The sequence below is a fragment of the Kitasatospora sp. NPDC047058 genome (assembly GCF_040643935.1).
Taxonomy (GTDB): Bacteria; Actinomycetota; Actinomycetes; order Streptomycetales; family Streptomycetaceae; genus Kitasatospora.
In genome coordinates this window covers 16,504-33,538 of record NZ_JBEYVJ010000020.1, presented here as the reverse complement: position 1 = coordinate 33,538, position 17,035 = coordinate 16,504, and the positions used below count along the sequence as shown (strand labels likewise).

7 protein-coding genes are annotated in these 17,035 nt (G+C 69.0%); 6 read left to right on the top strand and 1 reads right to left on the bottom strand.

Annotation, left to right across the window (positions count from 1 at the left end; translation table 11 throughout):
• The first annotated feature begins 194 nt into the window (after positions 1–194).
• From ABZ885_RS05135 to ABZ885_RS05125, 3 genes are all read left to right on the top strand, one after another.
• Positions 195–2,234, top strand: a complete 2,040-nt coding sequence (locus tag ABZ885_RS05135; RefSeq protein ID WP_360183514.1) for an NADPH-dependent 2,4-dienoyl-CoA reductase — start codon at positions 195–197, stop codon at positions 2,232–2,234.
• A gap of 47 nt (positions 2,235–2,281) precedes the next feature.
• Positions 2,282–2,818 (top strand): PadR family transcriptional regulator, encoded by a 537-nt coding sequence (locus ABZ885_RS05130; protein WP_360183512.1) that lies wholly within the window; start codon positions 2,282–2,284, stop codon positions 2,816–2,818.
• A 90-nt stretch (positions 2,819–2,908) separates the two neighbouring features.
• Positions 2,909–3,658 (top strand): hypothetical protein, encoded by a 750-nt coding sequence (locus tag ABZ885_RS05125; RefSeq protein ID WP_360183510.1) that lies wholly within the window; start codon positions 2,909–2,911, stop codon positions 3,656–3,658.
• A gap of 94 nt (positions 3,659–3,752) precedes the next feature.
• On the opposite strand, the gene ABZ885_RS05120 is transcribed toward ABZ885_RS05125, so the two are convergent.
• Positions 3,753–8,282 carry a LamG-like jellyroll fold domain-containing protein gene (locus ABZ885_RS05120; protein WP_360183508.1) on the bottom strand — a complete coding sequence of 1,510 codons (4,530 nt, stop codon included), beginning with the start codon at positions 8,280–8,282 and terminating at the stop codon, positions 3,753–3,755.
• Positions 8,283–8,660: 378 nt separating this feature from the next.
• On the opposite strand from ABZ885_RS05120, the gene ABZ885_RS05115 reads away from it, so the two are divergent.
• The 3 genes from ABZ885_RS05115 (at position 8,661) to ABZ885_RS05105 (ending at position 16,912) form a co-directional block, all read left to right on the top strand.
• Complete coding sequence (locus ABZ885_RS05115; RefSeq protein WP_360183506.1) at positions 8,661–15,635, top strand: RHS repeat-associated core domain-containing protein; 6,975 nt, start codon at positions 8,661–8,663, stop codon at positions 15,633–15,635.
• Positions 15,636–15,764: 129 nt separating this feature from the next.
• Positions 15,765–16,085 carry a hypothetical protein gene (locus ABZ885_RS05110; protein ID WP_360183504.1) on the top strand — a complete coding sequence of 107 codons (321 nt, stop codon included), beginning with the start codon at positions 15,765–15,767 and terminating at the stop codon, positions 16,083–16,085.
• Between the two features lie 596 nt (positions 16,086–16,681).
• Entirely contained in the window at positions 16,682–16,912 is a 231-nt protein-coding gene (locus tag ABZ885_RS05105) for a hypothetical protein (protein ID WP_360183502.1), read from the top strand.
• Positions 16,913–17,035 lie beyond the last annotated feature (123 nt).

The window sequence follows — 17,035 nt, the reverse complement described above, 5'->3', positions numbered from 1 at the left end:
CCATACGCGGTGGGCTGACACCCCGTCAGCACCGCCGCTGCCTCGTCATGACCGCGGCCGCCGTCCCGGTGGTCCGGGCGGCCCTCCGCGCGGCCCGCCGGAGCTCTTATGCAACTGGTTGCATAAGGGTCGTCGCCTCCCCTACCGTGTGGTAACAACGCCGCCGCCCCGCCGTCCGCCCAGGAGACGCCCCCATGAGCACCGAGCCCCAGTCGCCCTACCCCCACCTGCTGAGCCCGCTCGACCTGGGCTTCACCACCCTCCCCAACCGCGTGATCATGGGCTCCATGCACGTCGGCCTGGAGGAGGCTCCCGGCGGCTTCGACCGGATGGCCGCGTTCTACGCCGAGCGCGCCCGCGGCGGCGTCGGCCTCATCGTCACCGGCGGCATCGCCCCCAACGAGGCCGGCCGCCCCTGGGACGGCGGCGCCATGCTCACCACCGAGGAGGAGGCCGACCGGCACCGCGTGGTCACCGACGCCGTGCACGCCGCCGGCGGCCGGATCGCCCTGCAGATCCTGCACTTCGGCCGCTACGCCTACCACCCCGCGCTGGTCGCCCCCAGCGCCCTCCAGGCCCCGATCAGCCCGTTCGTGCCGAACGCGCTCACCGCCGAGCAGGTCGAGCAGACCATCGAGGACTTCGCCCGCTGCGCCGAGCTCGCCCGGCGGGCCGGCTACGACGGCGTCGAGATCATGGGCTCCGAGGGCTACCTGGTCAACGAGTTCATCGCCGCGGCCACCAACCAGCGCGAGGACGAGTGGGGCGGCGCCTACGAGAACCGGATGCGCTTCCCGGTCGAGATCGTCCGCCGGGTCCGCGAGCGCGTCGGCCCCGACTTCATCCTCGTCTACCGCCTCTCCATGCTCGACCTCGTCCCCGGCGGCTCCACCCTCGCCGAGGTCGTGCAGCTCGCCCAGGCCGTCGAGGCCGCCGGCGCCACCATCATCAACACCGGCATCGGCTGGCACGAGGCCCGCATCCCCACCATCGCCACCTCCGTGCCGCGCGGCGCGTACGCCTGGGTCACCAGGAAGCTGATGGGCTCGGTCGGCATCCCGCTGGTCACCACCAACCGGATCAACACCCCCGAGATCGGCGAACAGCTGCTCGCCGACGGCTACGCCGACCTGGTCTCGATGGCCCGCCCGCTGCTCGCCGACCCCGACTTCGTGGCCAAGGCGCAGGACGGCCGCGCCGCGTCCATCAACACCTGCATCGGCTGCAACCAGGCCTGCCTGGACCACACCTTCAGCCTCCAGATCACCTCCTGCCTGGTCAACCCGCGCGCCTGCCACGAGACCGAACTCGTCCTCGCCCCCACCAGGGTGCGCAAGCGGATCGGCGTCGTCGGCGCCGGCCCGGCCGGCCTCGCCTTCGCCGTCTCCGCCGCCGAACGCGGCCACACCGTCACCCTGTTCGACGCCGCCGACACCGTCGGCGGCCAGCTGAACATCGCCCGGCGGATCCCCGGCAAGGAGGAGTTCGACGAGACCCTGCGCTACTACCGCACCCGGCTCGCCGAACTGTCCGTCGAACTGCGGCTCGGCGCGGTCGTGACGGCCGAGCAGCTCGCCGCCGAGGGCTTCGACGAGCTCGTCCTCGCCACCGGCGTCACCCCGCGGACCCCGGCCGACCTGCCCGGCGTCGACCACCCCAGCGTGCTCGGCTACCTGGACGTGCTGCGCGACGGCGCACCCGTCGGCGAACGGGTCGCCATCCTCGGCGCCGGCGGCATCGGCTTCGACGTCGCCGAGTACCTCACCGACCAGGGCGACGCCGCCAGCCTCAACCCGCCCGTCTTCCACCGCAAGTGGGGCATCGACCCGGAGTACCGCGAGCGCGGGGGCCTCACCCGCCCCGAGCCGCCCAAGCCCCCGCGCAGCGTCCACCTGCTGCAGCGCAAGACCACCAAGGTCGGCGCCGGCCTCGGCAAGACCACCGGCTGGATCCACCGCACCGAACTCAAGCACCGCGGCGTGGTGATGGTCCCCGGTGTCAGCTACGACCTGATCGACGACGCCGGCCTGCACATCACCGTCGACGGCGAACGGCAGCTCATCCCCGTCGACACCGTCGTCCTGTGCACCGGCCAGGAGCCGCGCCGCGACCTCGACACCGCCCTGCGCGGGCTCGGCCTCACCCCGCACCTGATCGGCGGCGCCGACGTGGCCGCCGAACTCGACGCCAAGCGCGCCATCAAGCAGGGCACCGAACTGGCGGCGGCGATCTGACCTCCGCGGGCGGCCCGAGCCTACCCGGGCCGCTCTAGGATCGACCCATGTCACTGCCGCACGCCATCCTCACCGCCCTGCTGGAGAAGCCGTCCTCGGGGCTGGAGCTGACCCGGCGGTTCGACAAGTCGATCGGCTTCTTCTGGTCCGCCACCCACCAGCAGATCTACCGCGAACTGGGCCGCCTGGAGACCTCCGGCCTGATCCGGGCCCTCCCGCAGTCCGGCCCGGTCCGCGGCCAGAAGAAGGAGTACGAAGTCCTGCCCGCCGGCCGCACCGAACTCGAACGGTGGACGGCCGGCGGGGAGGACCCCAAGGCCGTGCGCGAACCACTGCTGCTGCGCCTGCGCGCGGCCGCCGTGGTCGGCACGGCCGGCCTCGACGCCGAACTGACCCGCCACCTCGCCCTCCACCGCGCGCAGTTGGCCGACTACGAGGAGATCGAACGGCGGGACTTCCCGCCCGAGAACGCAGCCGGGGAGAACCGCCTCCAGCATGCCGTGCTGCGCGCCGGGATCGGGCTGGAGACCTTCTGGGTGGAGTGGCTCGCCGAGACCCTGGCCACCCTGCCGGACCCGCGCTGACCTGCTGCTTCGCCCTCCCGTCGGGCGGCTGCCGGGGCCCGGTGGGACACTGGACGTCCATCCCTGCCCGACTCCTGATCGGGGGCCCGCATGTCCCACTCGCGGCCTCTCCTCGCCCTCACCGCCGCAGCCGTGGCCACCGTGGTCACCCTCGGCACGACCGGCGTCGCCACCGGCTCGGTCGCGGCCCCGCCACCGGCCGTCACGGTCCGGCAGGCCCCCTCCGACCAGCTCCCCACCGCGGAACAGCTCACAGCGGCCCTGCTCACCGCCGAGGAACTCGGCCCCGACTTCACCGAGATCCCGGCCGGCGCGACCCGCTCCCCGCAGGACGGCGCCTCCCCGGTCGCCGGCTGCGACGCGCTGCGCGCCCTGCTGAACCGGCGCGAGGGTGGGCCCAGCCCGCAACAGCCCCACCAGGAAGTCGAGTTCGACGGCCCGGACGGCAACCCGATGGTCACCGAGTCACTCACCGCCGAGGACTCCGCCAAGCTCACCAGCGACTTCGCCGTCGTCACCGACGCCTTCGCCACCTGCCACCAGCTCACCTTCACCGACGGCGTCGGCACCACCGTCACCTTCACCGTCACCCCCATGACCCTCGGCGACCGCCCCGAAGCCCCCGCCGTCCGCCTCGACGGCGACCTCGCCGGCACCCCGCTCAACGGCTACCTCGCCATCGAGCGCTTCGGCCCCACCGCGATGTCCTACGGCTTCTTCCAGAGCGGCTCCGGCGACTCCCAACTCGCCTCCCTCTACTACCGCGCCGCCGTCTCCAAGGCCGAGCACACCCTCGGCACCCCGGCCGGCACCACCACCGCCCCGGCCTCCACCGTCTGACCCAGCCCGGCGGCCGGGGCCCAGGAATGCCCGAAGCCCCTTCACTCCCGAGCTGTTGCCCGGGAGTGAAGGGGCCACCGTGCGCCCTGGCGGCTCAGGAGGTCGTCTGGGCCCGGAAGAACCAGCGCTGGTTGGCGTTGTCGGTCCCGTTGCAGTTCCAGATGCCGAGAGAGGACCCGTTGGCCGTGTTCCAAGCGGGGATCTCCAGGCAGCCGGCGCTCTCCGGGTTGTAGAGCGTGCCGTCGCTGCGGCGTTCCCAGACCTGCCCGAGGTCGCTGCCGCAGGTCTGGATCTGGATCCTCGAACCCGGCTTGCCGGGCTTGTCACTGAGACCGAGGCACCGGTCGGCGCTGCCGCGGACCTTGATGCGGTTGTCGGAGGTCAGCGTGAGGTGCTGCGAGTCGCCGTTCCAGCAGTCGTGGACCGCGACCATGGCACCCACCGCGCCGCCCCAGTCGTCCACGCACTTGCCGGTGTTCTGGGTACTGCGGATCTGCACGCGGGAGTTGCTGGTGGCCATGGTGTTGGCCTGCTGGTCGGTGAACACGTAGGGGTAGATCCGTACGTCACCGATCGCACCGGTCAGCCGGCTGTCCGGGCCGGGGTGGTTGGTCGTGCTCTCGCCGCCGATGACGACGGACCCGTTGGTGTTCCAGACCTGGGGCACGATGGTGGTGCCAGCCGCGCGGCCGTTGACGTAGAGGGTGGCGGTCCGTGTCTCCGCGTTGTAGGTACCGACCAGGTGGGTCCAACCGCCGACCTGCGGTTCGTTGTCGTCGACGGCGGCGTAGTAGGCGCCGGTGTTGTACTGGTCGGTCGCCGCCATGGTGAAGGACCAGCGGCCGGTGGAGCCGAACGCCTTCGAGAACTGGAGGTAGAACGGGCTGCGCTCGGTACCGGCCAGGGAGACGGCGGTCTGGTAGGCGTCGGTGTTGTCGATCTTCACCCAGGCGGCCACGCTGTAGCTCTTGGTGGTGTCGACCGGGGCCCGGTTCGAGCTCCGGTACACGGTCGATCCACTGAAGGCCGTAGCCCGGTCGGCCTCGCCGTTGTGGTCGGTGGTCCGGGTGAAGGCGGTCGGGTAGAGCGGGTCGACGACGGTGCTGTCGATCGGCCTTCCGTCCTTGGTGGGCTTGCCGTCCAGGCTCCACCAGAGCGGGTTCACTGCGGTGTCGGCGACCCGCTCGGGGCCGACCTGCCAGGCGAAGCCGGGGTTGGCGGTGCCGGGGTCAGTGGTCTGGCCCCACCAGATGTCGATCTGGCCGTTGGCCCGCTTGCCCCACAGGGTGGCCGAGCCGTTGCCGGTGAGGTCACCGTCGGAGCCGAGGACCGGCCAGCCGTCTACGGAGACCTGGCCGACCTTGACACCGCTCGACATCTTGGTGAGTGTCGGCACGTAGAGCGGCTTGTTGGAGGCGTCCTTCTCGGGGAGGCCCTCGTGGGTGGTGGAGACCACCGTGCCGGTGGCGAAGGTGTAGGCACGCAGATCGCCCTGCGCTCCGTCGGGGCCTGCCAGCAGGTTCCGGGCCCAGAGACCGGGGTGACCCTGCTTGGCCCAGTCGCCGGGACTGAGCAGCTCCTTGTCCTTCCAGCCCGACGCGGCCAGTTGGACAGGCTTGCCGAGGATGTTGCCGGCAGTCGCCGGGTAGTACCAGAGCGCTGCATCGGTCCCGTTGTTGGTGCTCTCGACGGTGAGCAGACCGGTCTTGTTCTTGAACTTGAGAGCGGTGTTCAGGTTGGTGTTGACCGGGTCGCCGATGGCGGCGATCCGCAGAGCGTTCGACCAGTCGGCCGCGTTGTAGCCGGGCGCGTGGAACCAGGCGCAGTCCTCGGCCGGGATTCCGGTCACCGGATCGGCCGCCCGTGCCGTGCAACCGGGCTTCTCGATCTCCACCCCCCTGCCGACGTGGCCGTAGAAGCCGTCGTTGCCCGGGTTGCCGTAGACGTAGAGCTTGGGACCGCCGGGGGCGTGGGCGATGACGTCGTCGATGTGGTTGCCGCCGGTCAGTGTGCCGCGGTGGGTGATCTGGGCATTGGCCCAGCTCACACCGTCCGGGGCGTCCTTGGCACCGGCGGCGAGAGTGATCGGCGGACTCTTGGCGAGCGGGTTGCCGGGCACGGTGTAGGTGCGCAGGTTGCCGGCCTGGTCGGCGGTGAGGATGTCAGGGGCGGAGTCCCCGGTCATGTCGCCGAAGACCGGTGGCGGGCCGTCCGAGTTCCATGGCACGTAGAAGGCGTACTGGGCCTTCGGTGAGAAGTTGCGGGCCTGGTCCATGACCTGGAGGTAGACGATGTTGGTGCCCCACCGGTTGGGCAGGACGGCGACGCCGTTGACGGGCAGCCGCCCACCGCAGATCCAGTCCTGACCCTGGGCGTCCGCGAAGTTCGGGTCCCAGGACCAGCGGGCGCAGGCGATGCCCGAGGCGGTGCCGTTGTCCGCGGGGGTGTCGACCGCGCTGAACGGGACGATGCCCCACTCGCCGGTGCGCTTCTTGGTGATCTGTCCGTTGCCGGACGGCGGGTACTGCTCGGAGAGTTCGGCGTCGGAGAAGACCCGGGAGACGTCCGGGACGGTCAGGCTCGGCGGGGTCAGGTCGACACCGAAGCGGCAGTTCGGCGCTGCGTCGGACATGCCGATGAGCTTGTCGGCGGCGTGTGCGCCCCAGCCGTAGACGTGACCGTCCTTGATCACGTCTGACCTGACGTTGAATGACGCGACCTTGCCGTTGGGGACCGCTGCGGAGTAGCCCTCGTCGACAACCGGCCAGTCCGGAAGGCTGTAGTCCCAGATGTGGGTCCACATGTACAGGTCGTTCTGGACCGGGCTGTGGACGGTCGCGTTGAGTGTGACGGCACCGTTGAAGTTGCTCCCGGCGCTCAGCCAGCCGATCGAGGAGCCGTCGCAGCCCTGGTTGTCGGCCCACGGAAACGTGGTGCCGGGGCTGGGGGAGACGTAGGGGTCGGTGGGCGGTGTCGGTGGCCGGTCGTACTCGACCACGACGACCGGGTTGTAGGTGAGCCGCTTGAAGCCCAGGGAGCTGCTGCTCTCGTCGCGGGCGAAGACACCGAACGTGAGCGTGTCGTGGTCGCCGGAGTAAGTTTGATAGGCGGAGGTGACGTCGTAGTCGAACTGGACGTTGTCGTGGCAGCCGTCCTGCCCCGAGCCGGCCACCTGTGCCTCGCCGAGCCGCCCACCCACGACGCCGGGCGGGTTGCTCCAGGTGGTGCGGTTGTCGATGGGGCTCGTGAGGTAGGCGTCCAGCCAGTACTTGGTGGTGCAGGACCAGTCCGAGGACTCGTACTCCCAGAGGGACAGGGTGGCCTTGTGCACGATCGTGCCGGCGAACCCCCGCGTGTCCAGCTGGAAGTAGGAGCGTTCAACACCCTTGGTCGGCAGGTACCCCTGATAGCCGACACCGGGCCGGGCGTACTTGCCGCCGCCGTTGTCGACGGTCAGGCCGATGTTGGCCTTGCCCGGGTAGGCGGACTGGGTCCAGGTCCAGGTGTTACCGCTGCGGGTGTCGTAGATCCAGCCAGGGTCGATGAACCAGGGCCCCTGGCCCTTGCCGAGGATGTTCTGGTCGGTGGTCAGGTCGATTCCGTCGGCGGTTGCCTTGGTGGGCATGACGGCGACCTTCGCGCCCTTGCCCGGGCCGTCTACGGTGCTGTCGGGGTTGTCCCCGCTCTTTTGCGGGGCAGGGGTGCCGGTTTGCTGGGCTGGGCTGTCCCGGGGGGCTTCGACCGGGGCCGACTTGCCGGCGGCTGCCGTGGATTCCGCTGCGGCCGGAGTGTCCTTGGAGCTGTCCCACATCCGGGGGGCGGGGGCATGCCAGCGGAGGGTGCCGTCCTCGGCGGTGGCGGCGAGGTTGTGCTCTGCGTCGGTCCTGAGGGTGACGCCCCTGGTGGTCGTGCCGAAGTGAACGGACTTGAGCTTCGGATTGCCGGCCGCCTCGGCCGTCTTGACCACCAGGACGGTGCTGAGACCGCCGTACTTGGTGGCGGTGACCTTGAGGTCGATCCCGGGAGCGACCTCGGGGTAGAGCAGGCTGTTGCCACCGGGGCCCGTGATTGCGGTGGTGAGCGGGAACGGAGAGTCGACGGTAAGAGCCTTGCCATCCTCGCTGGTGAGAGTGGCGAGCGGGCCGGGACCGCCGGCCGAGAGGTGCACGCCTGCAGCGGAGGCCTTGGGGCGGTAGCCGCCGGCCGGATCCGCGACGAGGGTGGCGTCGAGTGCGGACCAGGTGCCGTTCTGCTTGACGCGCTGCTGCTCGGGGTGCTGACTGTGCGCGAGATGGCCCTGTGGGGTTGCGGCGGTCTCGCTGAACTCGTCCGTCAACTCCGGTACGGGAACAGGCCTTCCGGTGCTCTTCGCTTGGGCGATGGCCTTGTCGACGGCGGTGGCCGGCGGCTTGTCGCCGGCGCGTGCTGCGTCGGCCTTGGCCATGGTCGCGGCCAGGACGGGCGGGAGCGGGGGTGCGGTGGGCGCGGTGTCGGCGAAGGCGGCCGGCGCGATGGAGGACAGCGCGAGGACAAGAGGGACAGCGGCGGCGACGGCGGTCCGTCGAGACGGGTGTGGCGGTCCGAGCCGGGCCGCCGGCCGGGCTCCGGGTGGAGCAGCAGACATGATGAATCCCCCCACGGGTGTACCGATAGGCCGCGCGCAAGCCTGGTGGGCAGGGTGCGCGCAGAGGTCCGCAGAAAACTCCCGCACGACATGACGGATCGTCAATTCAATTAATTCACAGGCCGTCCTGATTTGGCGGTAGGCGAACCACTTTGCCGTGGTCGTGATGTGGAGCACATTGATCACGGTTCGAAAAACCTCTCTCCCGGAAGGCTTCCCGGGCCGTAGTGTCCGGCGCGGAGTCATCCGTCCGCATCCGAATCGAGGTGCGGTGACCTGTGGGGGGTAATGGTGTCCGCTCGTCGTGCGCGTGTGTCCTGGGTCGCCCGGCAGGGGGAGCCGCCACCAGGCTTACGGCGGGGATCCCGGGTCGCTCTTGTGAGTTCGCTGGTCCTGCTCGGAGCGCTGGTGGTGCCGGTGGCGCCGGCGTTGGCGGTCCCTGCGGCGGGCAAGGACAAGGACGACAGGATTTGGTCGCCGCCGGGCACGCCACTGCAGAAGACGAAGTCGGTACCGGGGCAGAAGGACGTGCCCAAGCCGGAGGCCCCGAGGACGGGTTCGCCCACCTGGGTGCCACCGAAGACGGCGGTCAGGGCGGCGGCGGGCTCGACGGTGGTGGTGCTGGAGGCGCCACCGGCGGCCGGGGCCAAGTCGGCGCAGACGGACGCTCAAGGTGTGCAGGAGCCGGTGGCCGGAGCATCGAAGCGAGCCGGTGAACTACCGGTCTGGCTGGCCCCGGTGGCAGCGGAGACCGGCCCGGGGGAGACGGCGGCCCCGCAGGTGCGGGTGGAGGTGACGGACCCGAACAGGGCCGCCGCTGCCGGTGCGCAGGGGCCGGTGGTCTCGCTGTCGCGGGCCGACCAGGGTGGTCCGGGGAAGGTGCGGGTCGTACTCGATCTCGACGGCGTCGGCTTCGGTGGGGACTTCGCCCAGCGGGCGACGCTCGTGTCGATGCCGGCATGCTCCTTGACCACGCCGGAGGCTCCGGGCTGCCTGACCCGGACGCCCCTGCTCTCGCACTACGACGTGCAGTCGAAGAAGCTGGTCGCCGACGTTGACCTCCCGGGGCGGACGCCGGCGGTCGAGGCCCAGTCGAAGTCGGCCGAGGCACCAACGGCGCCGGCTGCGCTGGTGCTGACGGCCGACACCTCGAACGGCAGTGCGCTCGGGACGTACAGTGCGACGTCGCTGTCGCCCAGCCAGGCATGGACGGCCGGCAGTTCCTCGGGCTCGTTCACGTACAACTATCCCGTTCAGTCGCCGCCCGCACTGGGTGGCGTGGCACCGCAGGTGGCGCTGGGCTACGACTCGGCCTCGGTGGACGGCAAGACCTCGTCCACCAATTCCCAGGCGTCCTGGATCGGTGACGGCTGGGACCTGAGCGCGGGCTTCGTGGAGCGTTCGTTCAAGCCCTGCAGTAAGGCGGGGATCGCCGGCTCCGGCGACCAGTGCTGGGGCGGGGCCAACCTGACGCTGTCGCTCGGCGGCCACTCCGGTGAGCTGGTGCCGCACGACTCGTCGTGCGTGGGCGGAACCGCGGCCGACGAGCAGTCCAGGTGCACGTGGCGGTTGAAGAACGACGACGGGACGAAGATCGAGTTCCTGACCGGTGCCACGAACGGAACCTGGAACAAGTCCTACATCAAGGTCACCGACACTTCCGGCACCGTCTACTACTTCGGCCTCAATCACCTGCCGTCCGCCGACGGCACTCCGACGACCACCGGTTCGGACAGCAAGTCGGCCTGGACGGTGCCGGTGTACTCGCCGAATCCCGGCGACCCCTGCTACGACGGCGCCAAGGGGAAGGGCTCGTGGTGCCCGATGGCGTGGCGGTGGAACCTCGACTACATCCTGGACTCGCACAAGAACCTGACGGCCTACACCTACGCGCCCGAGATCAATTACTACGCGCGCGGTGGCGGCCAGAATCCGGGATCGGGGACCAACGAGGCCTACACGCGGGGAGGTGTGCTCGCCTCGATCTCCTACGGCCAGCTGCTGTCGGACCAATTGGGTGCGAACGGCAGCTACCGGTCGGCCGCGAAGATCGATTTCAAGTCGGACGAGAGGTGCGTGTCCGGCGACATCTGCGTCGAATCGCAGCGGACGAGCGCGAATGCGACGAACTGGCCGGATGTGCCGCTCGACAAGCAGTGCGCGGCCCAGGGGACATGCTCCAACACCGCACCGAGCTTCTGGTCGACGAAGTGGCTGAGCACCATCACCACATCGATCCGCTCCGGTGGCGGATACCGCCCGGTGGACCGCTACGAACTGACGCACGTGTTCAAGACGCCGGCGAACTCGGTGGTGGCGGAGAACACGAAGATCCCGTGGCTGCAGAGCATCAGGCGCTTCGGCCAGGACACGGTCGACAACCAGGCCGCGGCGGACCTTCCGGCCGTCACCTTCGCCGACCACATGCTGGCCAACCGGGTCGACGGCCTGGTGCCGGCCCGTCCGGCGTACACCCGGCCCCGGATGGACATGATCACAACCGAGACGGGTGGCACCATCGCGGTCAAGTACGTCGAGGACGCCTGCAAGCGGACGACGGGGTTGATGCCGGCCTCGGCCGACGACAACGGCATGAGCTGCTACAGCGTCAAGTGGTACGACACCGGTGTCAAGGCCACGGTGGACGACTGGTTCCTCCGGTACCCGGTGGCCGAGGTGACGGTGAACCCGAACGCGAACCTGATCACGGGTGCGCTGGCGCAGACCACCGGCTACACGTACGGCAAGGCCGCCTGGCACCGCAACGACGGCGCCCTCACCGAGGCCGACAGCCGCACCTGGGACCAGTTCCGTGGCTATGCGTCGGTCACCGTCGTGGCGGGTTCGGGCAAGGACGGCGAACAGGTCAAGACGTCCACCAGCTACTACCAGGGCATGGACGGCGACTACAAGGCGAACAACCTCCCGAGGCCGGCCAGCGTCGCGGGCCCGAAGAGCGGTGCCCAACCCGACCGGGAGTGGTTGTCCGGCCGGGTGTTGGAGTCGGACACCTACCCGGAGGCGGGCGCCGCGGAACCCGACGCCTACACCGTGAACACCACCGCCGATGACGTCCCGACCGCCACGCACAAGCGCACGGGCCTGCCGGACCTGGTGGCCCGCTACGCGGCGACCACGTCGACCAGTGTGAGCACGGCGAAGACGACGTCCGGCACCCGCACCACCTCGACCGTGACCACAACGGACCGGGACCACAACAACCGGGTAAAGACCTCCCTCAGCACCGCGGACGGGACTCCCGACGTTTGCACGCGTACCAAGTACGCAGCGGGTGGCAACCCACAGATGACGGGGCTGGTCTCCGAGGTATTGACCGTTTCGGGCGCCAACGCCTGCGACGCCACCGCGACCGCGGCGAACACCATCTCCGGTGCGCGGACGCTCTACGACGGCCAGGGGTACGGCAACGCGGGGGACAAGGGCGAGCCCACCGGTACGCAGGTGCTCGACCGGTACGACGCGGCGGGCGCGCCTCAGTACACGACCACCGGCGCCGCGACCTTCGACGTCTACGGGCGGACGGCCACAGTCACGGACCCGAAGGTCACCGACACCGCCAACCCCAATGGTGCTGTCGTGACCACCACGTACAGCTCGGCGAACCCGGGCGAGCTGCCGAACAAGAAGGTGACGGTGACCCCTGCACCGGTCGGAGCCCCCGACGGCGGCACAGGCCGGATCACCACGGTCGCACTCAGCCCGGCCCGCGGCCTGCCGGTCACCACGACCGACCCCAACGGCCGTACGGTCACGCAGTCCTACGACGCGCTGGGCCGGCTCAAGGCCGTTTGGACGCCGGGCCGCGACACCGGTGCCACGGCGAACTTCACGTACGAGTACGCGGTCAACGGCACCACTGCGCCGTCGGCGATCACCAGCAAGACCCTCCGGCCCAACGAGGAGTACGCGGTCTCGACGCAGATCACGGACGGTCTCGGCCGAGTGGTCCAGACGCAGGGCGAGCCGGCCGTCTCCAGTTACCACGGCCGGCTGGTCACGGACACGTTCTATGACTCGCTAGGGCGGGCCAACCGGGTCCACAACGCCTACTACGAGGACACGACCGGCCCGACCACGGCACGATGGAAGCCGGAACCCGCCATGGTTCCGAATCAGACCTACACCGTCTTCGACGGCCGAGGCAGGCCTACCAGCACACAGTTCATCGCCCTGGGTGTGTTCCAGAACGCGACGACGACGGCCTACCCCGGCGCGGACCGGACCGACGTGACCCCGCCGAGCGGTGCCACCGCCACCAGCACCGTCACCGACGCCCGCGGCCGCACCACGCAGCTGTGGCAGTACAAGACGCCCACGGCGACCGGTAACCCGGCCGACGCCGACATCACCAACTACACCTACACACCCAGTGGTCAGGCCGCGACGCGCGTGGACGCCGCGGGCAACGCCTGGAGCTACGGCTACGACCAGCGCGGCCGCCAGGTCCGTGCCGACGACCCGGACACAGGTGTATCGACCCGTAGCTACGACGCCGCGGGACGGCTGGCGTCCACCACGGACGCACGCAGCCAGACGATCGCCATCACGTACGACCTGCTGGGCCGGAAGACCGGCACCTACAACGGCACGGTCAGTCCGGAGAACCAGCTGACCGGCTACGTCTACGACACCGTTGCCAAGGGTCAGACGACCTCCTCGACCCGCTACGTGGGAGGAGCGAACGGTGCCGCCTACACCAAGGCGGTCACCGAGCTCGATGTCGCCTACCGGCCGACGAGGAGCACAGTCTCGATCCCCGGCGGCGACATCGGCCAGACCGGCCAGGCGACCTTCAACTACTACGCCTCCTACAACCCGATCAGCGGCGCGATCCGGACCGAGGGCCGGGCAGCCGCCGGTGACCTGGCGGACGAGTACATCACCTACAACTACGAGAAGTACGGCACCCTCAACGACATGTCGGGGGCCGGCATCACCTACCTCCGGCAGGCCGACTCGGACGCCTACGGGCGCAACATCCGCTCCACGATGAACTCCTGGGGCACCCAGATCGTCGCGACCAACACCTACGACGAGTCGACCTCCCGCCTGCTGACCCAATACATCGACAAGCAGACCGCCACCACCGGAACCGTCCAGAACACCACCTACGCCTACAACCAGGCCGGGCAGATCACCGCGATCCGCGCGATCCCGGACAACACCCCGGCCGCGACCGACCTGCAGTGCTTCACCTACGACCACCTCGGCCGCCTCACCACGGCGTGGAGCGACACCGGGCAGCTCAGCCAGCCCACCCCCTCGCTGGCGGGCCAGGGCACGTGCGCGAACGCCACGCCGACCAGCGGTGTGGCCGCCCCGGCGAAGACCACAGTCGGCGGCAGCGCAGCCTACTGGCAGGAGTACACCTACGACCTGACCGGCAACCGCACCAAGCTGGTGAACCGCGACCCGGCCGGCGACCCGGCCAAGGACCTGATTGTCGATCAGACCTTCCCGGCCGCAGGCGCCCGCAACGCTCCGACCACCGCATCCGGCACGGGCGGCGGTACCGGCGGCCCGCACGCGCTGGCCACCGGGAGGTACACCTACGGCAGCGCCAGTGCTGCGCAGGGCACCGACCAGTACGACGCGTCGGGCAATACTACGAAGATCAACAACCCCAACGGGCTGAAGATTCTCGGCGCCGGGTACGTCCTCAAGTCCGGTGAGTTGGTGCGGTCCAATAGCGTCCAGCTCGCCATGCAGGCCGACGGCAACCTGGTGCTCAGCTCGCTGCGCACCGGCCAGGCCATCTGGTCGACCAACACCCAGGACCACCCGGGCGCCTGGGCGACCATGCAGGACGACGGCAACTTCGTGGTCTACGACCCGCAGCGGGTGCCGCTCTGGTCCTCCAAGACCTGGGTCGGCAACAACAGCGGCTACTTCGCGGTGGTCCAGGACGACGGAAAGTTCATCGTCTACACGGCCGGCTGGCAGTACAAGTGGGGCACGCCCACCTGGAACGCCGTCGACGCCGCCAACAGCTCCACCCTGACCTGGGACGTCGAGGGCAAGCTCGCCTCACTCACCCAGGGCACCGCCACCACGACCTACGTCTACGACGCCGACGGCAACCAGCTGGTGCGCCGCAACCCCGGTAAGGTCACGGTGAACCTCGGCGGCGGTGACGAACTCACCTACGACACCTACAACAGGACCAGCACCGGAGCCCGGTACTACGCCATCCCCGGCGGTATCACCCTGGTCCGCCAGGGCCCGACCAAGCTGACGTACCAGTTCTCCGACCACCACGGCACGAATTCCCTGTCCATCGACTCCGAGACCCTCAACGAGTCCCGCCGCACGTTCGACCCCTTCGGCGCCACCCGCGGCCCCGGCTCCCTTGCCACCCCCTGGTCCGGCGACAAGGGCTACGTCGGCGGATTGAAGGACGACGCCACCGGCTTCACCAACCTCGGTGCCCGGCAGTACCAGCCCACCACCGGCCGCTTCCTGAGCCCGGATCCACTGATCCTTCCCGAGGATCCGCAGCAGTGGAACGCATACGGGTACAGCAACAACAACCCCGTCAACAAGACGGACCCCACAGGGATGGCGCTTGAGGAGTGCGCGAGCGGGATGGCCAAGTGCTCGCACATGGGCACCAAGATCGAGGGTGACGGCCCGAACTACCAGAAGATCGTCCAACAGGTCCAGGCGGATGCCCCCGCGCGGACGGCCCGATACGTCAAGTTCCTGCTGGCCACAGGGCTGCAGCCTGGGGCGGGATGGGCTGGCAGCCTCCCGTCCAACGTCGAGGACGAGAAGAAGGCTGCGCGCAGGGCCTACGGCCTTGAGCTGGAGAAGGAATACCGGAAGAACACCAATTTCAAGTACGACCCGAAGCCGGGAGAGGACCCGATCCCAGGATCGGAGCCGTATAACGAGAAGTGGATCGGCAGGCCCAAGGCGTCCGAGCTGGAGGTTTGCGTCATGGAGCTGGGTGTTTACTGCTACGACGCGTACAACATCTTCAACTGGGCTGAGGATACGGTCCAGAAGCGGGAATACCCCGGCGAGGGAGACTCGGAAAGGGTGAACGCGTTCCGGCACTTCATCTGGCAAGCCATGCTCACAATCGCCACCGGACGTCAGGACGCCGCGATGGTCGCTGATGCTCACGAGGCGTACGGCCCAAGGGAGGGCCGTAACTACGCTGATCATCTATCCGACCTGGTGAACAATGAGTACGGTCGGAAGATGGGGGAGAAGATCGCCGGTGATCACCCAGGGGCCTCATGGCCAGCACTCGAGAGTGTCGTACTCGACGAAGCTAGAAAGTACATTGCCACGAATGACTTCGCCCGCCCCAAGGATTTCATGTAGGACACCGTTGAACGGAGGTGTGGAGTGATCGGAACACTGAGGACCGGTCGGGTGCGTGCCCGAGGAGGACTAGGTGCGCTGGCGGTTTGTTTGGCGTCTGCTTTGCTGCTGGTGGCTTCGTGCGCGGCGGTGCAGAAGGAGGGCGACGCGCCGCTTGTCGGGAAGTGGAAGTCGAGTGTCGGCACGATCCAGTTCTTGGACGGTGGCACTCTGGGAGAGGTGAGTCTGCTCCCTGCCACGTGCCGCGGGTCGTCGTCGCCAACGGAGTTGAAGTTCACCGGAACCTGGCGCCCCGGGAAGGTGGAGGATGCCGGACGGGGGGCCTTCGTCGAGTTGGCCTCTGTTACTGATGGTCTGAAGTGCGACACGTATTTCCAGTACTTCAAGTACAACGATGAGGAGCGGCTTCAGCTGACCGATATCGACGGCGCACCATTCGTGCGGCAGTAGTCCGGTTGCAGCGAGGAACCGGTGGGCCTGTGTCGGGAGCCGTCCCATCCGAGATCTCGGATGGGACGGCTCGGTAACGTGAGGCGGTGGAACAGGGGATCCAGTGCACGCACGGTCGACTGAGGTGGGGCGCGGTCCTGCGTTCCGCTGTTACCTGGCACATCGTCGTGGTCGGCCATCTCGGGGCGACTCAGGCGGGCGCGTGTGGCAAGGAGCTCAGGCATCGGTCGCAGTCATAGGGGTCTCCCGGCGATCGGTCGGGAGACCCCACAGGCCATCCACCTCAACGTTCCCCCAACTCGAGGTCTCACCAGGGCCGGCCGACCGCGCGGGGACTCACCGGGGAAACCTCCCTGGTGACTTCGAGTAGTGCGGTTTCGGAACGGCATTACCACATGAGGGAGTTCGTGAGGTCAGGTCGGGTGCGGGCTCGTAGAGGGCTGCATGCGCTGAGCGTCCTGCTGCTCTCCGCTCTGCCGCTGGCGGCTTCGTGCATAGCGGCGGAGGAGGAAGGTGACGCTCCTGTCGTCGGGTCCTGGAGGGCGAGTTCCGGAACGATCCAATTCCTGGACGGGGGTGCTCTCGGGGAGGTGAGCTTGCTCCCCGCCACGTGCAACGGACCGTCGTCGCCCACGGTGGTCAAGTTCACTGGTACCTGGCGGCACGGGAAGATGGACGATGCCGGGCACGGCGCGGTCGTGCAGCTGACGTCTGTCACCGGCGATCTGAAATGCGAAAGGTACTTCCAGTACTTCACGCGCAACGGTGAGGTGCGGCTGCAGATGACCGGCGCCAGCGCTGCCAACGAGCCGTTCGTCCGGCAGTAGTTCAGTGGCAGCGAAGAACCCGTGGGTCTGTGTCAGGAGCCGCCCCATCCGAGATTCGGATGGGGCGGCTCGCATCGGTGGGGGTCGGCGGTTACGTCCGGTGGATGCGATGTTTGCCGCAGT